The organism is Vibrio sp. TRT 2004 (assembly GCF_050113735.1).
Classification (GTDB): domain Bacteria; phylum Pseudomonadota; class Gammaproteobacteria; order Enterobacterales; family Vibrionaceae; genus Vibrio.
Map to the genome: position 1 here is coordinate 1 of NZ_JBNJOH010000043.1, position 16,891 is coordinate 16,891.

Consider the following 16,891-nt stretch of genomic DNA (forward strand, 5'->3'; position numbering starts at 1 on the left):
GGCAATAACAGCTCTCGCACCATGGATAAGCAGAGTACGAATGTGTTTTTCGCCTCTTTTACTGATACGACCAAGATCAATGCCAATAGTTTGAATGTTGGACATGGTAACGTCCAGTTTTTCAGCGTGTACTAAGTCAGTATGGCACGCGGAGTGTCAGGGAGAGGGAGTCCATATCATTCGTTATGTGCCTAGTGTGATTTGTCTGACATTATGTGCAATTAGATGTCTATATTATGTGCGGTGGTCATTCATAAGGAGTGGTTATGGCACTTACAAGTAAAGTCAAAGTTGTTGTTTCCTTTGCCGCTATGGCGATATCTTCGGTTTTTCTAGCTCTAGACTTATTTGGCGTAATTCCTTTTCTGGTTTTAGTTATTTCCTTTTTCACAGCAGTTATTCAAGGAGCTCTTTGTTTCCTAGGATATAAAGATGGAGACATGTTTGAAGCATATCAGGACTTTGAGCGCACAGAGGCAACAGCCTTTACAAATTTGCTCAAGGATAAAAAGGAATGTGACAAACTTTGAAGGCGGAACATAACGATAAATTTAAGAGTGATTCACAACGCTTGGCGCCCTCACTTTAAACAAGTTTAGTGTTTATAGCACAATGCTTTAGGTAAAGTGTCAGCGTTGTTCATAGCTTAATTTTGCGTTATATCTAATTTACATCACACATCTTAACTGTATGTATATACATGAATCTGCGTTGGTATATTATTCTGCGATCTTTTAGTTATAGAGTTATAAAATGACCAACCACCTAGAAGCTGGCATCAGAGAGCTAGTCGAAGAATTTCAATCAAATGGTAAACCTTGCCCTTCAGCACAAACAATCGCTGAACGCCGTGCTGGTTATATCGGTAGCACCGCACTAGCAGGCGAGAGTCCTAAAATTGAAAGTGAATACTTAGATGTACTTAATGGTATTCCAGTTAAGATTTACAAGCCCACAAGTGAAGCGAACTTACCTATCGCGGTCTATTTTCATGGCGGTTGTTTCATCAGTGGTGGTTTTGAAACACATGATGTTCAGCTAAGACAAATTGCTCTTCAGTCCAACGCAATAGTGGTTTGCATTCAATACAGACTGGCACCGGAACATACTTATCCAGCAGCACATGACGATGTATACCAAGCTGTACTTGGTATTAAGGATCAAGCGCATAAGTATGGTGGTGATTCAGAGCATTTGGTATTTATAGGTGATAGCGCAGGTGGGCAGTTAGCTTTGGCTACGACGCTTAGGCTAAAGAAGCTAGAACAGTGGTTACCTCGTCAGCAGATTCTTATTTATCCAATGTTGGATCCAAAAGGTAGTACGCAGAGCTACAGAGAAAACGGTTCAGATTACATTATAACGGCAGATATGCTTCTTTCTGGTTTCGAGCTGTACGCGAACTGCAGCGGTCAAGAAATTAATGAACCAGAGCTTAACCTTTTAAACGGTGACTTTAGTGGTTTGCCTATCACTACTATTATCACAGCAGAGTTTGACCCATTATGCGATGAGGGCGAGCAACTATACAAATTGATGCTTGCACAAGGAGTTGACGTTTACCTAGACCATTATTTAGGTGTCATTCATGGTTTCTTTCAGTTATCTGGCGTGTGTAATTCAGCAAAGCGTTGTATCACGGCAATTGCAAACCAAATAAAAAATCAGATATAACAAGGCGTTACAACGCATTTGAGTACGCCATATATTAAGGATTGAAATGGAAGAATATTGGAACCCGATGGTGCCTGAGTTGTCGGTATCTAACTTTACTAACTCTATATATTTTTATTGTGAAATCATTGGCTTCAAAATTAGAAATCAGAGAAAAGAGCCAGATTTTGTTTACCTAGAGCTTGAGCAAATTCAAATTATGTTGGAGCAAATCCACGATGAAGCATGGGTGACAGGTGAGTTGGTTTGGCCACTTGGAAGGGGTGTGAATTTTCAGATTGAGCTTTCTGATATTGCACCAGTGTATGAACGAGTTAAGGCTTCAAATATTAAACTCTTCAGAGAACTAAAAGAAACTTGGTACGACGTGGGTGAGTGTTTGTCTGGACAAAAGGAGTTCCTTGTCCAAGATCCCGACGGTTATTTGTTAAGGTTTTCGCAGTACTTAGGTGAAAAACCTAAGGCTAAAACTGCGTTATAGCAAGGCATTTAAGAGTAATTCGCAACGCTTGGCAGTTTCGCTTCGCTCAAGTATAGCCAAGCCGCTCACACCTCAATGCGGCGTCATGTGAATAGGAAAAATAATGACATTACGAGTAGTTCCAGAGCTGTACTGTATCGATATAAATGTGAGCAAAGTTTTTTTCACAGATATTCTCGGTTTTTCCGTCAAATATGAAAGACCAGAAGAACAGTTTGTATATTTGACACTAGATGGTGTCGATTTAATGCTAGAAGGTCTATCGAGTAAAAGCCGAAAGTGGCTTACTGGTAAACCCGAGTTTCCACTGGGCTGTGGTGTGAACTTTCAGTGGGACGTTAACGATATTGAAAGCTTATATAGTGAAGTTTGCTCGAAATCTAATGACTCGATTTATCTAATGCTTGAATCTAAATCGTATGAATGTGGTACCAAGTCTGTTATACAAAAGCAGTTCATTGTGCAATCGCCAGATGGGTACTTGTTTAGGTTTTGTCAGGATGTTCTTTAACAGAATTTCCCATACAAGCATTTAAGAGTGACTCACAACCCTTGGCGATCTCAGTTTAGACTCGGCTTTAGTGTTTAAGGTGCAATGGTTTGAGTTAGGTGTTTAGCGTTGTTCACGCCTTAATTTAGCGTTGTTCACGCCTTAATTTGGCGTTATGTGTCCTTTGAAAATCCGATAATATAGTGATCTTTCTGCATATTTTAATTGGTCGTTTTGTCATTTGATTGGCGAGCAATTAGTCTGCTTTAGAAGAATTACACTTTCGTGAGGTTCATATGGCAGAGCTTGGTTACTGTTCTATTAATAACTTAAAGTTATCTAGTCGAAGTCGGGATTCCGTAAAACAAATTCAAAGTATTATAGAAAGTAGTCGGTTATTTACCCTATCTTTATCAGCGGTTCCCATTTTAGACATTTTTTTAGGCCGTAAGAATGCCGCTAATCAATTGATCGACATAGCTGCATATGATTGGGTAGAGTTTGGTAAACTGGCTCAAGCTAGCGGTGCTATTACGAAAAAACGGATTCGAGATATAGCTGAACCTATGACGTGGATGACACAAGGAGAAGAAGGTGAATTTTGGAGGTGCGTTAGTCGTGCTGCACTATAAATTATTTTTGGCATTATCGATTTTCTCTGTTTCTGGCTGTGCCGCATCATTCGAAGAAAGGTTCGAAGACTATGCAAATAAAATTGAGGAATGCAAAGTTATTGAACTAGAAAACTCAGAGAGTTTTCCAATGACTCCTTGGTTTGTCTCACTGAATGAAGAAGATCAGAAAAGAGTCGTGTTGTATCTATCTATAGACAATAGAGATAATTGCTCAAAAACTGAAAGAGAGGCTTTGAAAGACTCTGAAAGTCAGTTGTCTCAAGAGCAAAAATCACTATTTGATGCTATGGGAGTAACAGAGCTCCCAAATCATGCACAATACATTGATGGCCTTGATCTAAAGGAAATTCAAAAGATTCAGTCACTATATGGAATGCCGTTTGACTCAATTAAGTTAGGTGAGTCTCTAGGTCTTTTAAGGTAATCAGTGACCGGGAACATAACAAGCAATTTAAGAGGGATTCACAACGCTTGGTACTTTTTTGCTTCTACTTCAGTTTTAGTGTTTATGGCACAATGCTTTAGGTTTGGGCGGAGGCGTTGTTCACACCTTAATTTGGCGTTATGATTTTTATCGAAATGGGGAGGTTGTATGGCAATATCATTCGAAAGTCAGAGGCTGACAGTAGTAGAAGTTGCTGGTGGACTTGATTTGTCTAAACACTCATATTTGCTAGAGCGAATTCCTCAACTCCTCACGCCAGCAGTTGTAGAAAATCTTCCTCCATATTTCCACGAGATAGGTTCTAGTGAACAAGCCACAATCTGGCTTGAGCGAATGTTGTCAGAGAGCCGCTTACTTCAAGTGGAAACCGAGGAGCACAATCTAATAGGCTTCCTGTTCGCTTATGTGGAAAATGATGAGTCTGCTCATATCGGTTATTTGCTTGCTGAAGAATACTGGGGACGAGGATTAGCTAGTGAATTACTTCAAGGCTTCATCAATGAAGTCGAGAAATCCGAATCATGGTTAAAACTCATAGGCGGTGTTGACCAATCTAATATTGCTTCAGCGAAGCTACTCAAGAAGCTGGGTTTTATAGAGCAACCTGCTAATGAGAGTAGTGTAGTTTTCTATGAATATACGATTTCTCGGCCGCAATCATAACAATCAATTTAAGAGTGATTCACAACGCTCGGCATTTTTGCTTTTACTTCAATTTTAGTGTTTATGGCACAATGGTTTAAGTAAGGTGGCTTGCGTTGTTCACACCTTAATTTGGCGTTATTATCTATCCGTAGTTGTAGGTTTGGAGAGTTAGGTGTACGAAACCCGTAAAGCTGAAAATAGTGACTATGAGTTCCTATTCGAACTTAAGAAATCAGCAGAATTTGAACCAATCAAAGCTGTATTTGGTTGGGACGAAAGTGTTCAAAGAGAAATTCATCACAATGAGTGGGGCGAAGAAAAGCCAACCATAATCGAAGTCGATGGAGTCGCAGTAGGCAGTTACTTGGTGCAGTGCCATTCTGAGTATCTGTACTTTGGTCGTTTTTTCCTATTACCAGAATATCAGGGTAAAGGAATTGGTAGCCAAGTATTAAAAGCGGTCATTGAGCTTGCTGCACAAAAGTTGTTACCGATAAAGCTTTGCTACTTACAAGGAAACCGAGTAGGGCAACTTTACAAAAGGTTTGGCTTTGAGGTTACAGGGCAGGACGAACAGTTCGTGCACATGCTCAAACCACGCTTATAACAATAAATTTAAGAGTGATTCACAACGCTTGGTGCTTTCACTTCAAGCCAGTTTAGTGTTTACAGCACAATGCTTTAGGTCAGGTGTTAGTGTGGTTCACCCCTTAATTTGGCGTTATGTTTATCGACATACTGTGACTTCTATTCAGTGTGCACCAAGTTTCTCAATGTGTTGGCTTTTATTGGTTTAAACTGCCTTCACATTTGTTAGTTTGGAGTTCATATGTCTTTAAAAGACTACTGTTCCGTTAAAGGACTGAAACTCTCTGCTCGAACATGCGATGGCATCTATTAATCCTGTATTGAGAAAGCAAGTTTACTATCTTGCTCAACAAGAAGAGCTGTTTACTTATGGTGAAGAACAAAAGTTTTGGAAGTGTGTCAGTGAAGCTGCTCTGTAGCATTGCTTTTATATCATTGGTTGGTTGTACGGCTTCGCCTCCAAGTTTAACTCAGCCATATAGTCAGTTAATGGCTAAAAAAGAAGCCTGTTTTGAGAAAGCTAAAAATGGTTTACATTCGTTCCCTGAGTCTCAATGGTTACGAAGTCTAACTGAAAACAAGCAAAAACAAGTACTTAGTTATCTAGCGCAGTATGCTTTCAATTCGTGCATTAGCGAAGAGGTCAATAACGTTGAAATGTCATTGGCAAAGCAATCTGATGACATACAACTGTTTTTTAATCAGTATGTTGGTTTGCATGAGTTCAAGCAAGAGCCTCCAAAAGGCGTTGGTATCCCAGAACTAAACACTCTGCAAAAAGAGATTAAACAGCCATTTATCGCCAATGAGATATACGAAAGTATAAGATAAACATACAACGCGTTTAAGAATGATTCGCAACGTTTGGCATTTTCACTATGCGCTGGTTTTAGTGATTAAGGTGGTATGCAGCGGCTTCGGTATTGCGTTGCTCACCCCTTAACATGGCGTTAGCTATTCTTGAGGTAGTAATGAAAGCAGTACAAATATTCAGTATTTTCTTGTCAGTACAATGTGCCTATGTTTTCGCAGTAGGGCTTAAGCTCCCTGATTGCCCTAACTCTCCTAAATTGGAAACGGAAATTTACTTTTATATAGATAAAAGTGTGCTTAATGAGTATTCAGAAAAGTTCGTCAATTCTAAAATTAATACTTGGGTGAACTATTCAAATCTTACGCTAGAGAACTCATGCATCCCAATAGAAAGAAAAGTCACAAAAGTAGAATATACTTCAAACATAGATAGCTCTTTGTTCCAAGACGTTGATGCTGCCAAGAGCCTTGTGAATTATCATTCTAAATCTGAAATCCCAGAAACTAACAGCTCTGGCGTTCCTATTTTCAAAGCAATTTTGTTTTCAAATGCGGCTGACAGTTTTAAGTCCCAATGGTGTGGGGTCGCATCGGCGACATCTAACTACTTCGTAATTGGACTAAATTGTTACGATAGTGCAATGGAGCACGAAATTGGGCATTTAAGCGGTGCAAATCATGATATGAAAACAGTACTTGAGTATAGTCCGAAGTTTGATGTGGACTCTTTTGTTAACTATACGTTTCCAAACAAAAATAAGAGGTATAGCTTTGGTGCTACTTGCTCAAGTCGAGGAACAGTCATGTCTTATGAAAAAGATATAATTCCGGCATATTCAAGTCCAGACATAAGTGTAGATGGCCAAGTTTGCGGCGATGAGCTTACGGCCAATAATGCAAAGGTTCTTCGTGATTTTGCAAAAAGATACATGTCTAACTAACAACATAGCTAACAATAAATTTAAGAATGATTCGCAACGTTTGGTCACTTTCATTTTAATTGGTTTAACTGTTTGCGTAATGTATTTAAAAAGGGAATTTAAATTGATTCTAAACCATGTCTCAGTGGGTGTTTCGAATGTGACCTCGTCTGTCGCTTTTTATGATTCACTGCTTTCTACTTTGTCTATTAAACGCTCTCATTACATCGAAAATGTAGCAGCGGCTTATGGTGAGCATTTTGAGTTTTGGGTCGGTTGTCCATGCAAAGAGGGTGCGTCTGCCGGGAATGGAACTCATATTGCTTTTAATGCGCCAAGTCGAGAGGCGGTTGATCGATTTTACGCTAGCGCGTTGGCGCTAGGAGGTTCGTGTGCAGGCAAACCGAATTTGCGTCCCGAATACGGTGAGACTTACTACGCTGCATTTGTGCGTGACCTTGATGGAAACAAACTGGAAGCGGTATTTATCTAACTGAATCCACATCTTCTTTGTTCGTTGTGCTATGGCTGCCGCCTTTTTATGCGCAAGGCAACATTGCGACAGCTGGAGGCTGTTTGTCTTCACAGTACTTGGCGGCTTGGGTGATTGGCAAACTTGGAGGCCGAGAAGCCGTTGAGAGTGCCATTCACTATGTTGCGCCCGTCGGTGAAAAGGAGCAAACCGTTACCCACTGCATGTCCGTAGTGAGCGTCTACCAATAGAGTCAGTGCCGCGTTCACTCGACACTATCGATGCAGATCATCATGGCGTCTGGTCGCCAGTACTCTAGCTCGCAGTCCATTAGTTGTCCGTCTTGCTTGTAGTTCACGCGACAGATTTTTAGTACGGGTTGGCCTTCTGCTAGATTGAGGGCCTTGGCAACATGTGCTTGAGCTGAGGTGGGAATGACGTCAAAGCGTGAGCGCAAAGTCTCATAGCCGAACTTATCACGATAAATGCCCGTCAACGACATAGTCAGGTTTTCGCTTAATATGCCTTCAAATAAAGACGCTTTTAAAACGTTCTCGACAAATAGCACTGCTCGTCCATCAATGCATCTCAGTCTTTCGATGATATGAATTGGTGTGATTGTGTTGACCTCTAGAGCTTGAGCATATTCACCTGCCGCCATTTCACTTCGTACATTCACCAGTCTGGTTTCTGCAATACGGTTTTGGTCGCGAATCATTTGATGAAAATGAGATCGGCACAGAGGGTTATAGCGAATTCGTTGAGGAGAGACATACCAACCACGGCGTTCTTCGCGATAGATTCGCCCTTCCGTTTCGAGTGCGATCAATGCATCTTTGATGGTAATGCGCGTGGTTGAGAATAACTCGCTAAGTTCTCTTTCAGAGGGTAATTTTTGGCCTTCAGATAGGACTCCAGACTCGATTTGCTCTCTTATGTTAGTTTTAATTCTTGCTAGTTGGGTTCCTAATGGAGGGGCCACTGTTGTTCTCATTGCTGATCTAGTCCATGTGTTGAGCTAGAGATAATGTAAGTCGGACAGATAACAGAATTATGACATACGTTAATTGATCAAATTGCGCCCAAATGACATATATCTGCCATAGAAATTCATTCAAACTGTCAAAATAGTTGCGCCAAATCGTCACATTTACTGCCTAGGATAAATTTTGAACTTACTGACCTAGTCCAGAAGGATGGAGACAATGAAAACTTTGCTAAGTCGTTCAACGGCTATTTCTGTCAAGAAAATGGTACCTGCTGCTCTCATTGCAGTATCACTCTCGATGCCAGCCATAGCAAAACAGGCGGATCTCGAATCACTGATCCAAGCCGCACAAAAAGAAGGCGCGGTGTACAGTGTGGGAATGCCAGATAGTTGGGCAAACTGGAAAGACACATGGGTAGACCTGAAATCAAACTACGGTTTGAAACATCAAGATACGGATATGAGCTCGGCGCAAGAGATCGCTAAGTTTGAAGCAGAGAAGAAAAATGCAACCGCTGATATAGGCGATGTTGGTTTTGCTTTTGCACGTGTCGCAGTGAAGAAGGGCGTGACTCAAGCTTATAAACCGACAACCTGGAGCGATATTCCTGATTGGGCGAAAGATAAAGAGGGTCATTGGGCACTGGCTTACACTGGCACTATCTCATTTATCTCTAACAATAATCTCGTCAAAAACGCTCCGAAATCTTGGGATGACCTGTTGAAAGGGGATTACAAGGTGACTGTCGGAGATGTGGGTGTTGCAGCACAGGCAAACAATGCCGTTCTTGCAGCAGCATTTGCCAATGGCGGCGATGAATCTAACTTAGAACCCGCACTGAAATTCTTTGCTGAATTAGCAAAACAAGGGCGCTTATCGTTCACAGATCCAAGTATCGCTAACCTAGAGAAAGGCGAAGTTGAAGTGGCGATTTTGTGGGACTTCAATGCGCTTAACTACCGTGACAAGATTGATCGTCAACGCTTCACCGTAAACATTCCTCAAGATGGTTCTGTCATTTCGGGATACACCACCATCATCAACAAATTCGCTAAAAATCCGAATGCGGCTAAGCTGGCTCGCGAGTATATCTTCAGTGACCAAGGGCAGATCAACCTAGCTCAAGGTTATGCTCGTCCAATTCGCTCTAACGTAGTATTGCCTAAGTCAGTTCAAGATAAGCTGATTTCTAATGACCAATACAGCAATGTGCATCCCGTAAAGGATTTCAATGCTTGGGAAAAATCTGCGCGTAAATTGCCACGTCAATGGCAGGAAAGTGTGTTAATTCACCAACAATAAGAGTCCGTCACTATGAACAATAAGGTTATCCTTGTTGTTCTAGATGGACTGAATTATCAGGTAGCCCGTGACTGTATGGGCTACCTCAATGGCCTTCTAGAACAACACCACTCAGGCTCGCGAATGTGTGCAACATTGTATCCCGTCCTTTGCGAGCTGCCTTCATTATCACGTCCACTTTACGAATGTATATTGACTGGAGTGCGCCCCGTTGACAGTGGCATTGTGAATAACAATGTAGTGCGTTTGTCGAACCATGAGTCGATTTTTAGCCTCGCGAAATCGCAAGGCAAGGTGACAGCTGCCGCAGCGTATCATTGGATAAGCGAGCTCTATAACCGAGCCCCTTATGAACCAGTGAGAGATCGTTTTACACATGATGAAGCGATGAATATTCAGCACGGCTGCTTTTACCACTGGGATCACTATCCTGATGAAGCTCTCTTTCTTGATGCGGAACATTTGCGCCGAGCGTATAGGCCAGATTTTTTGCTGATTCATCCGATGAACATTGATGATATGGGCCATAAATATGGTTTGGATTCTAGCCAGTACCGTAATTGTGCACGTCACGCAGACATTATTTTGTCTAACTATATTGAGCAATGGCTAGCAGACGGTTATCAAGTCATCGTCACCAGTGACCATGGTATGAACGACGATCGGTCACACGGGGGAATCTTGCCACAAGAACGCCAAGTACCGCTGTTTTTGATCGGGGATAAATTCACCCATCAAGAAGGGCAAATTAAGCAAACAGAGCTCTGTGGCATGATTTGCCAATTGCTCAATCTCGAGCACACTAAGCCTTATTCTCAGGAATTGTTAGCATTATGAGCAGTTCTGTTTTATCGACTCGTACACAAGAGTCAAGTTCAGCGAAGCCACATTGGCATCGATGGGTTGGGCGTATCAAACCCGCATTGTGGCTGGCGCCTTTTGCGCTATTTTTCTATCTCTTTCAGTTGGCTCCTATGGTTTGGGTGCTGATCAACAGCTTTATTTATGATGGCGAATTTGCATTTGATAACTATATTGAAGTGCTAGATTCAGCTTTTATGATCCAGGCTTTTAATAACAGTCTTTGGTTAGCTGTTTGGTCGAGCGTTGTCGGCTTAGCGATTGCAACCTTGCTGGTATCTTCGCTACGCCGTGTTGAAGGGAAAATTCGAGATAGTGTTATTGCGTTTACCAATATGAGCAGTAACTTTTCGGGTGTGCCTTTGTCATTCGCGTTTATCATCATCTTAGGTACCAACGGTGCATTGACCTTGCTGCTGAAGCAGTATGGCTTATTAGGTGATTTCGATCTGTATGGTAAGTGGGGTTTGCTGGCCATATATGTTTATTTTCAGATCCCTCTGGCTGTTTTGTTGCTGTATCCCGCTTTTGACGCGCTCAGTGATGACTGGCAAGCCGCCGCTGCACTCCTAGGAGCTCGTACAGACCAGTATTGGGCAAGAATTGCGTTACCAGTGCTTTCTCCGGCACTGCTTGGCACCTTCATCATTCTGATTGCCAATGCGATTGGCGCCTATGCCAGTGTATACGCATTGACTTCGGGCAATTACAACGTGATCACCATTCGTATTGCCAGCTTAGTATCGGGTGACTTGTTCCTTGAACCGAACTTAGCGGCTGCCATTTCTGTGATTTTAATGGCCTTGCTTGCTCTGATCACCATGATCAATCAATGGCTTATTGCAAAAAGCTATGCGGGTAGGAAGTCGTGATGCATAACGTTAATACTCGATTCCACAAAACGGTAGTGTATTCCATTGTGGGCATTATGCTGATACCGATTTTGGCAACATTCGTCTATTCGGTGTCATCCCGCTGGGGCGCGACCATTTTGCCTGATGGCTTTACGCTAGACTGGTATCTCAACTTACTGAGTGACCCACGATTTTTGCAGGCATTTGGACGCTCGTTGTTCATTTGTATCGCATCACTTTTTTTGAGCGTGGTGTTGATTCTACCCGCGATATTTGTGGTTTTTTATTACTTTCCGAAACTAGATAAGGTTATGAATATCATGATCTTATTACCCTTTGCGGTACCACCAGTGGTTTCGTCTGTGGGATTGCTTCAGCTTTATGCAGACAGTGAAATTTCTCTTGTTGGCACACCTTGGATTCTAATCGGCACTTACTTCACTATAGCGTTGCCATTTATGTATCGTGCTATTGCTAATAGCTTCGAGGCAATCAATCTGCATGATTTGATGGACGCTGCGCATCTTCTCGGGGCGAGCACCGCCAAAGCGTTTCTGCTAATTATTCTGCCAAACTTGAAAAAAGGATTGATGGCATCGCTGTTTCTTTCCTTTTCATTTTTATTGGGCGAGTTTGTATTCGCCAATATCTTGGTTGGTACGCGTTACGAAACGCTACAGATTTACCTTTATAACATGCGTCAGACCAGCGGCCACTTTACCAGTGCGCTGGTGATGACCTATTTCCTGTTTATTTTTATCCTGACTTGGCTGGCGAGTCGCTTTAGCCGAGGAGTCAAATAATGAGTTATGTAGTCGCAAATAACCTGACCAAACGCTTTGCGGATAATACCGTATTCGAAGAGATTGAATTCACTATTAAGCAAGGTGAATTTATTACGCTGCTTGGCCCCAGTGGTTGCGGTAAATCGACCTTGCTTCGTAGCCTGGCAGGATTGAATCCTGTGGATGGGGGAGAGATTTGGGTAGATGGTGAGGAGATTACTCACCAGTTACCTCAGCAGCGGGGCATTGGTATGGTGTTTCAGTCCTATGCGTTGTTTCCTAATATGACTGTGGAAGGCAATATAGGTTTTGGTTTGCAGATGAAAAAACTGGCAAAGCAAGAGATTCAACGCCAAGTCGCTAGGGTAATCGAACTGGTTGATCTCAAGGGTAAAGAGAAACACTATCCACATCAGCTCTCAGGAGGGCAACGTCAACGAGTCGCTCTTGCTAGGGCGTTAGTGGTTAAGCCGCGTATCTTACTCCTTGATGAGCCTCTTTCCGCACTGGATGCCAAGATACGTAAGCACCTCCGTCAACAGATCCGTGATATTCAAAAAGAGATGAATTTAACGACAATTTTTGTCACTCATGATCAGGAAGAAGCGATGATCATGTCAGACCGCATTTTCCTAATGAATAAAGGCGAAATTGTTCAGGCTGGTTCTCCGGAAGAGATTTATACTCATCCAGCCAACGAGTTTGTGGCAAGTTTTATGGGGCATTATAATTTGGTTGAAGCAATGAAAGCGAAGCAACTGTTCAATATCGAGACCGATTGGAAGGTAGCGATACGTCCTGAATCCATCTATGTCAAAGAGCAGGGGCGCAAATATGGCAGCCATGTATCTGCCCCGCAAAAGGCGATAATAAAAAACCATCAATTGTTGGGAAATGTGATTCGCTATCAGGTCGAGGTCGACCAGTGTGAGCTTACCGTTGATCTCCTCAATCGCTCATCTGAGCGTTTACTGGCCAACGGTAGCCAATTAGAACTCTTGTTTAATCTCAATGAAATTCAACCTGTGAGAGCGTAATGATGTCAAAGCCGTTGTATGTATTTGATATGGATGAAACCTTGATCAATGCTGATTGTGCAATGATCTGGAACGAGTTTATGGTTGAGAAAGGTATCGCGACCAGCCCCGATTTTATCGAGCAGGATCAGAGATTAATGGCTCTTTATGCTCAAGGGAAAATGGATATGGAGGATTACCTCAAGTTTTCCATCTCTCCTTTGGTTGATATACCCATAGAGCAAGTGAATGTGCTGGTGGAAGAGTGCGTAGAGCGCCATATCCTCACCAAGCAATTTAAACAGTCCAAAGTTTTAATTGATCAACTTAACGAACAAGGTATTCAGATGGTAATCATCTCTGCCAGCGTAACATTTCTTGTGCAAGCGGTTGGGCGACGCTTGGGAATTGATGTGGCGTTGGGTATTGATCTCGTTGAAGATGGCGGACGCTATACTACCGAGATTAGAGGTGTTCCAAGCTATCGCGAGGGTAAGGTAATCCGATTAAAACAATGGTTGGATTCACAACCCGAGACTTACTCCAACATTCACTTCTATACTGACTCGATCAACGATTTGCCGCTATGTGAATACGCGGATCACGCTTATTTGGTCAACCCATGTCCACGTTTGAGAGCCCGTGCAAGCTCTATGGATTGGCAAGTGCTGAACTGGACTTAGCCGTGATGTTGTTCAGTTGGTCGGTGGTGGGCAGCTTGGATAAAGAGTAAGCGTTAAACAGAAAGTAACGGATTCCAATGAACAAATTTGATCGCTATTTTGGGCTTAGGCTTGCTAGCGCTGATAGTCTTCAGGCAACAAACTATGACCATTGCAGTCGGCTAAATACACCAGTGCATCAATAACGCGAATCGGGGTCAACAGATTCTCTTCGTTGCAAGGGGCTAACTCAAACGAGAGGTACAGTGTATCTGCTTCAATCTTGACGAACAGATTACCTTGCGGTGCTCGTTCTTGAGTTAGAGCGAAGGTGCCCACACCGAGGAAGTGGGAGCTGTTTAAGTTGCGCGTAGCGTAGATATCACATTGCAATTTATGAGCAAGGGTCAAGAAATCGAGCAGGAGATTCACTTGGTCGTCCGATACTCGATCGAGCGCATCAATATGGGGCGCTTTGCAGTAACGGTCGAAATAGCCGATCATTTCTTCTATGTCATTGTCAAATAGCATCTTCTGGCACCTGTGTTGTTTGGCTGGCGATTGTACCTATACAACTCTCTATTCACAAAGCGTTTAGTACGGCTTTTATCCTCAGTATGTGGTTGATCGTTTGTCACGAAAATTCGGCTTATCGCAGTGTCGGAAAATAACAGATATTCGTACCGTTTATATATGTTGCATTGCTTATTTGGCTGTATTATAAAGTGTTTCTCAGCACAATAACTTCATGATTATATTAGTTTTTACTAACCTTTAATAACATGGAGAAAAGGTGATGAGCAAGAAAACTAACAACTATAGGCTAGTGGATATTCTCCGTTTTCGTCGGGCTTACGTAATGTCGGATTTTAATCTCAACACAGACCAAATATCGGTTCGTGGTGACGATTACCAATTGCGTAAGATAAAACAGGTAGAAGTACGTAAGCTTGGGGTAAAAGATAACATGGTGAATGTTATTTCCCTCGCTTTAATGCTGTCGGCCGCGACTTGGGCGTTTGTTCCGCAATTTGGTTTTTTAATGCTCGCATTGACTCTAATTCTTGCGTTTGCGTCTTGGAGAAAATACGAACTTAGGGCTGAGTTTGTTGCAACGGATGAAACGGGAGATTACTGGGTATCGATTGCTCGCGGCTGCAGTAACGCAGAGTACAAAGTATTTCAGCAAGTTGAATCTCAACTAGCGTCTTAGGTTAAAAACGAAGGCTCACCCACTTACGGTGGGCCTTTTGTTTATTGAGGTGCGTAGCGGATGGGGCTTTCAAACCACCTTAACACTGCGGAAAGATCAGCGTTAGGAGGTTCAGATGTTGAAACTGGTAGTAAAGGTTGCGATCATAAATGTCATTGCGGCTCTAGTTGTGTGGTTGCTTTCCTACGTTGTTGATTTTTTTGTCGTCACACGACTTTCTGATTTCTTATTTATGGTCGTTTTTGTTATCTGGGGCTTGGCAATGCTAACTTGGGAAGGTGGAACAGATAGCAAAACCGCTAGGTACAATAACCCCAAGCTCGATTCAGTCTACAAGATGGTCAAAGGTTTTGACGTCGAGAAAGATGAAAGAAAACGCTATCGACAAAACTACCAAGATGGTTTGGTATTGTTTATTGCAGGTATTCCCGCGTTAACTGGATGCATCATTTTAAACATTTTATAGCTTAGGAAGAGCGTAATATGTCACTGATACCTTTTATGAGTTCGCATTATGGTGTGCTAATCGATTGGATCGACTCAGACCAACTCAACTATTTGTGGGGAGGAAACTGTTACCAGTTTCCATTGACCGACGAACAGATTGAGTTTCACTGCAATAAGGACATTGTTCACCCTTTTATGCTGGAGCACAACGGCGAATACGCTGGTTATGTTGAGCTTTACCAAGAAAGGGCAGACTGTTTTCGTATCTGCCGAGTGTTTATTGCACCTCCGTTTCGTGGCCAAAAGCTGGCGGCGAAGATGCTGCAACTATTAATCGACCATGTACAATCCCATTTTGTGGTTTCTCAGTTGAGGTTAGCTGTGTTTGAACACAATGATGTTGCGCGTAAGTGTTACCAGTCACTCGGGTTTCAGGTGGATAAGATAGAGCGGGGAACGCGTCGTTATGAAGGGCAAGATTGGAATCTAGTGTTGATGAGTAAAGAATTGAGTCACATAGAGTAAGCCCCACAAAGCGGACGTTGTGGAGCTAATCCATTAGTTTGCGATATTCATGGTCACGTTCAGATCCAATGAGAGACGCGACAGTTTATCCTTTAGAATACGACGCGCTTTCTCCAGTTCAGCCACCTGAACTTGTTGTCCTTGAGAATGTACATCCAGTCTGACGCGCAGCTCACGACCTACCTTAATAACCCCCGCCACGGCAAGTTCCTGATCAACTTGTGTCTCTAGGGCGAGTACCTCTTTGTTAACCGCGTGACAGATCTCTTCGTCAGGTTTCATCATCAGTAGTTCGCGTAGTGCACCTGCTAACATCTCAAGTGGTACTTTAATGAAGTAGAAAGACATCAGCAGCATCATCACCGGATCAGCATAGACGGCATATTGTGCGAACGGTGAAACGGATACCAGCCACGCAGCCACGAAACCTAAGGTCACAGCAACGCTAAGCAACGTGTCCATCTGCCACTGTTTTACTTCAGCGTCTACCAAGCCAGATGAAATAAGTTTCGACTTATTCGCGATGTACCACCATGCGTAGCTACAACCAACAACACTTACCGCACCGAAAAGCGTTGCAATACTCGCGTCAACTTCACGGCCACCATTGATTAATGCCTGCACAGCTGAATACAGTGAGTAGGCAACGATCGCTAAAATCACACTACCTTTTATTGCGATCACTAGGGGCTCAAGCATCGCTTTACCAAATGGAAACTGGCGCTTGGACGGCTGAGCAATGTATCTAGACACGGCGAGCGACAACAAAGTCAATAGCAAACTGACCAGTGAATATACACCGTCAAAAACAATGACAAGTGAGCCAACTAGTAAGCCGAGTACGAGTCCGCTACCCGCAAAGCCCGATGCTAAAAGAGCTGAGAAGGTTAGGATTCGTTTTTCGTTAAGGCTTGTTCGGGCACACATAATGAGTTCTCTTGTAAAATTCCCCTATATTTTTCTCAATATAAGAGAATTAGACAATCCCTATATGAATACCCAATATGTCAAATAGATGAATTTTAGTTAAAATTGTTATTTTTCAATGAGATGCGAACAGAATGCGGTGTCAAT

At 42.6% G+C, this 16,891-nt stretch carries 23 protein-coding genes and 2 pseudogenes; 21 read left to right on the forward strand and 4 right to left on the reverse strand.

The annotated features are described in order from the left end of the window. Positions 1–75: pseudogene (locus ACQEXR_RS15580) on the reverse strand (transposase); the annotation flags it as partial. A 191-nt stretch (positions 76–266) separates the two neighbouring features. On the opposite strand from ACQEXR_RS15580, the gene ACQEXR_RS15585 reads away from it, so the two are divergent. From ACQEXR_RS15585 to ACQEXR_RS15640, 12 genes and pseudogenes are all read left to right on the forward strand, one after another. Next, positions 267–530, forward strand: coding sequence for a hypothetical protein (locus ACQEXR_RS15585; RefSeq protein WP_331418222.1), 264 nt, complete (start codon positions 267–269; stop codon positions 528–530). Positions 531–753: 223 nt separating this feature from the next. Beyond that, positions 754–1,674: an alpha/beta hydrolase gene (locus ACQEXR_RS15590; RefSeq protein WP_427020703.1), complete on the forward strand. Its 921-nt coding sequence runs from the start codon at positions 754–756 to the stop codon at positions 1,672–1,674. Between the two features lie 46 nt (positions 1,675–1,720). After that, entirely contained in the window at positions 1,721–2,155 is a 435-nt protein-coding gene (locus ACQEXR_RS15595; protein WP_427020704.1) for a bleomycin resistance protein, read from the forward strand. A 103-nt stretch (positions 2,156–2,258) separates the two neighbouring features. Beyond that, positions 2,259–2,666, forward strand: a complete 408-nt coding sequence (locus ACQEXR_RS15600; protein WP_331428539.1) for a VOC family protein — start codon at positions 2,259–2,261, stop codon at positions 2,664–2,666. Positions 2,667–2,941: 275 nt separating this feature from the next. After that, complete coding sequence (locus ACQEXR_RS15605) at positions 2,942–3,277, forward strand: hypothetical protein (protein WP_240800905.1); 336 nt, start codon at positions 2,942–2,944, stop codon at positions 3,275–3,277. Further along, positions 3,240–3,704: a hypothetical protein gene (locus tag ACQEXR_RS15610; protein ID WP_138972046.1), complete on the forward strand. Its 465-nt coding sequence runs from the start codon at positions 3,240–3,242 to the stop codon at positions 3,702–3,704. Before ACQEXR_RS15605 ends, ACQEXR_RS15610 begins: the two co-directional genes overlap by 38 nt. A 168-nt stretch (positions 3,705–3,872) precedes the next feature. Then, positions 3,873–4,388: a GNAT family N-acetyltransferase gene (locus tag ACQEXR_RS15615; RefSeq protein ID WP_427020705.1), complete on the forward strand. Its 516-nt coding sequence runs from the start codon at positions 3,873–3,875 to the stop codon at positions 4,386–4,388. Between the two features lie 154 nt (positions 4,389–4,542). Beyond that, positions 4,543–4,977 carry a GNAT family N-acetyltransferase gene (locus ACQEXR_RS15620; RefSeq protein WP_331418836.1) on the forward strand — a complete coding sequence of 145 codons (435 nt, stop codon included), beginning with the start codon at positions 4,543–4,545 and terminating at the stop codon, positions 4,975–4,977. 470 nt (positions 4,978–5,447) lie between these two features. Continuing rightward, positions 5,448–5,789 carry a hypothetical protein gene (locus tag ACQEXR_RS15625; RefSeq protein WP_138972042.1) on the forward strand — a complete coding sequence of 114 codons (342 nt, stop codon included), beginning with the start codon at positions 5,448–5,450 and terminating at the stop codon, positions 5,787–5,789. Between the two features lie 140 nt (positions 5,790–5,929). After that, a complete protein-coding gene (locus ACQEXR_RS15630; protein WP_426952642.1) occupies positions 5,930–6,712 on the forward strand; it encodes a hypothetical protein in 783 nt (260 codons plus the stop codon). 103 nt (positions 6,713–6,815) lie between these two features. Beyond that, the gene (locus tag ACQEXR_RS15635; protein WP_138972040.1) at positions 6,816–7,184 is read left to right on the forward strand and encodes a VOC family protein; all 369 of its coding nucleotides are present in this window, start codon (positions 6,816–6,818) and stop codon (positions 7,182–7,184) included. A 41-nt stretch (positions 7,185–7,225) separates the two neighbouring features. Next, a pseudogene (locus ACQEXR_RS15640) lies at positions 7,226–7,414 on the forward strand (AraC family transcriptional regulator); the annotation flags it as partial. 14 nt (positions 7,415–7,428) lie between these two features. Here the strand turns inward: ACQEXR_RS15640 and ACQEXR_RS15645 are convergent. Further along, on the reverse strand, positions 7,429–8,157 hold the full coding sequence (locus ACQEXR_RS15645; RefSeq protein ID WP_138972039.1) for a UTRA domain-containing protein: 729 nt from the start codon (positions 8,155–8,157) through the stop codon (positions 7,429–7,431). 211 nt (positions 8,158–8,368) lie between these two features. Between ACQEXR_RS15645 and ACQEXR_RS15650 the strand changes: the two genes are divergently transcribed. The 6 genes from ACQEXR_RS15650 to ACQEXR_RS15675 are packed head-to-tail and all read left to right on the forward strand — an operon-like array spanning position 8,369 to position 13,653. Further along, entirely contained in the window at positions 8,369–9,454 is a 1,086-nt protein-coding gene (locus ACQEXR_RS15650) for an ABC transporter substrate-binding protein (protein ID WP_427020706.1), read from the forward strand. Positions 9,455–9,466: 12 nt separating this feature from the next. Then, positions 9,467–10,291: an alkaline phosphatase family protein gene (locus tag ACQEXR_RS15655; protein ID WP_427020707.1), complete on the forward strand. Its 825-nt coding sequence runs from the start codon at positions 9,467–9,469 to the stop codon at positions 10,289–10,291. Continuing rightward, positions 10,288–11,187 (forward strand): ABC transporter permease, encoded by a 900-nt coding sequence (locus tag ACQEXR_RS15660; protein ID WP_426952647.1) that lies wholly within the window; start codon positions 10,288–10,290, stop codon positions 11,185–11,187. The genes ACQEXR_RS15655 and ACQEXR_RS15660 overlap by 4 nt, the downstream gene beginning before the upstream one ends. Next, positions 11,187–11,972: an ABC transporter permease gene (locus ACQEXR_RS15665; protein ID WP_138972035.1), complete on the forward strand. Its 786-nt coding sequence runs from the start codon at positions 11,187–11,189 to the stop codon at positions 11,970–11,972. Before ACQEXR_RS15660 ends, ACQEXR_RS15665 begins: the two co-directional genes overlap by 1 nt. Then, positions 11,972–12,991: an ABC transporter ATP-binding protein gene (locus ACQEXR_RS15670; RefSeq protein ID WP_426952649.1), complete on the forward strand. Its 1,020-nt coding sequence runs from the start codon at positions 11,972–11,974 to the stop codon at positions 12,989–12,991. Before ACQEXR_RS15665 ends, ACQEXR_RS15670 begins: the two co-directional genes overlap by 1 nt. A 2-nt stretch (positions 12,992–12,993) precedes the next feature. Then, a complete protein-coding gene (locus tag ACQEXR_RS15675; protein WP_331418724.1) occupies positions 12,994–13,653 on the forward strand; it encodes an HAD family hydrolase in 660 nt (219 codons plus the stop codon). Between the two features lie 114 nt (positions 13,654–13,767). Here the strand turns inward: ACQEXR_RS15675 and ACQEXR_RS15680 are convergent, their stop codons facing one another. Then, positions 13,768–14,163, reverse strand: coding sequence for a hypothetical protein (locus ACQEXR_RS15680; RefSeq protein ID WP_138972033.1), 396 nt, complete (start codon positions 14,161–14,163; stop codon positions 13,768–13,770). A 265-nt stretch (positions 14,164–14,428) separates the two neighbouring features. On the opposite strand from ACQEXR_RS15680, the gene ACQEXR_RS15685 reads away from it, so the two are divergent. The 3 genes from ACQEXR_RS15685 (at position 14,429) to ACQEXR_RS15695 (ending at position 15,817) form a co-directional block, all read left to right on the forward strand. After that, positions 14,429–14,845, forward strand: a complete 417-nt coding sequence (locus ACQEXR_RS15685; RefSeq protein WP_426952650.1) for a hypothetical protein — start codon at positions 14,429–14,431, stop codon at positions 14,843–14,845. 115 nt (positions 14,846–14,960) lie between these two features. Continuing rightward, the gene (locus ACQEXR_RS15690) at positions 14,961–15,311 is read left to right on the forward strand and encodes a hypothetical protein (protein ID WP_426952651.1); all 351 of its coding nucleotides are present in this window, start codon (positions 14,961–14,963) and stop codon (positions 15,309–15,311) included. Positions 15,312–15,328: 17 nt separating this feature from the next. Further along, a complete protein-coding gene (locus ACQEXR_RS15695; protein WP_426952652.1) occupies positions 15,329–15,817 on the forward strand; it encodes a GNAT family N-acetyltransferase in 489 nt (162 codons plus the stop codon). Between the two features lie 33 nt (positions 15,818–15,850). Here the strand turns inward: ACQEXR_RS15695 and ACQEXR_RS15700 are convergent, their stop codons facing one another. Further along, positions 15,851–16,744, reverse strand: a complete 894-nt coding sequence (locus ACQEXR_RS15700) for a cation diffusion facilitator family transporter (RefSeq protein ID WP_426952653.1) — start codon at positions 16,742–16,744, stop codon at positions 15,851–15,853. Positions 16,745–16,891 lie beyond the last annotated feature (147 nt).

What these genes read in the sequence shown, in the direction of transcription:
- ACQEXR_RS15585 (WP_331418222.1), top strand. Translation starts at nt 267, where the DNA reads ATGGCACTTACAAGTAAAGTCAAAGTTGTTGTTTCCTTTGCCGCTATG.
- ACQEXR_RS15670 (WP_426952649.1), top strand. Translation starts at nt 11,972, where the DNA reads ATGAGTTATGTAGTCGCAAATAACCTGACCAAACGCTTTGCGGATAAT.
- ACQEXR_RS15685 (WP_426952650.1), top strand. Translation starts at nt 14,429, where the DNA reads ATGAGCAAGAAAACTAACAACTATAGGCTAGTGGATATTCTCCGTTTT.
- ACQEXR_RS15595 (WP_427020704.1), top strand. Translation starts at nt 1,721, where the DNA reads ATGGAAGAATATTGGAACCCGATGGTGCCTGAGTTGTCGGTATCTAAC.
- ACQEXR_RS15605 (WP_240800905.1), top strand. Translation starts at nt 2,942, where the DNA reads ATGGCAGAGCTTGGTTACTGTTCTATTAATAACTTAAAGTTATCTAGT.
- ACQEXR_RS15695 (WP_426952652.1), top strand. Translation starts at nt 15,329, where the DNA reads ATGTCACTGATACCTTTTATGAGTTCGCATTATGGTGTGCTAATCGAT.
- ACQEXR_RS15690 (WP_426952651.1), top strand. Translation starts at nt 14,961, where the DNA reads ATGTTGAAACTGGTAGTAAAGGTTGCGATCATAAATGTCATTGCGGCT.
- ACQEXR_RS15600 (WP_331428539.1), top strand. Translation starts at nt 2,259, where the DNA reads ATGACATTACGAGTAGTTCCAGAGCTGTACTGTATCGATATAAATGTG.
- ACQEXR_RS15660 (WP_426952647.1), top strand. Translation starts at nt 10,288, where the DNA reads ATGAGCAGTTCTGTTTTATCGACTCGTACACAAGAGTCAAGTTCAGCG.
- ACQEXR_RS15615 (WP_427020705.1), top strand. Translation starts at nt 3,873, where the DNA reads ATGGCAATATCATTCGAAAGTCAGAGGCTGACAGTAGTAGAAGTTGCT.
- ACQEXR_RS15650 (WP_427020706.1), top strand. Translation starts at nt 8,369, where the DNA reads ATGAAAACTTTGCTAAGTCGTTCAACGGCTATTTCTGTCAAGAAAATG.
- ACQEXR_RS15655 (WP_427020707.1), top strand. Translation starts at nt 9,467, where the DNA reads ATGAACAATAAGGTTATCCTTGTTGTTCTAGATGGACTGAATTATCAG.
- ACQEXR_RS15630 (WP_426952642.1), top strand. Translation starts at nt 5,930, where the DNA reads ATGAAAGCAGTACAAATATTCAGTATTTTCTTGTCAGTACAATGTGCC.
- ACQEXR_RS15700 (WP_426952653.1), bottom strand. Translation starts at nt 16,744, where the DNA reads ATGTGTGCCCGAACAAGCCTTAACGAAAAACGAATCCTAACCTTCTCA.
- ACQEXR_RS15590 (WP_427020703.1), top strand. Translation starts at nt 754, where the DNA reads ATGACCAACCACCTAGAAGCTGGCATCAGAGAGCTAGTCGAAGAATTT.
- ACQEXR_RS15645 (WP_138972039.1), bottom strand. Translation starts at nt 8,157, where the DNA reads ATGAGAACAACAGTGGCCCCTCCATTAGGAACCCAACTAGCAAGAATT.
- ACQEXR_RS15665 (WP_138972035.1), top strand. Translation starts at nt 11,187, where the DNA reads ATGCATAACGTTAATACTCGATTCCACAAAACGGTAGTGTATTCCATT.
- ACQEXR_RS15625 (WP_138972042.1), top strand. Translation starts at nt 5,448, where the DNA reads ATGGCTAAAAAAGAAGCCTGTTTTGAGAAAGCTAAAAATGGTTTACAT.
- ACQEXR_RS15680 (WP_138972033.1), bottom strand. Translation starts at nt 14,163, where the DNA reads ATGCTATTTGACAATGACATAGAAGAAATGATCGGCTATTTCGACCGT.
- ACQEXR_RS15675 (WP_331418724.1), top strand. Translation starts at nt 12,994, where the DNA reads ATGTCAAAGCCGTTGTATGTATTTGATATGGATGAAACCTTGATCAAT.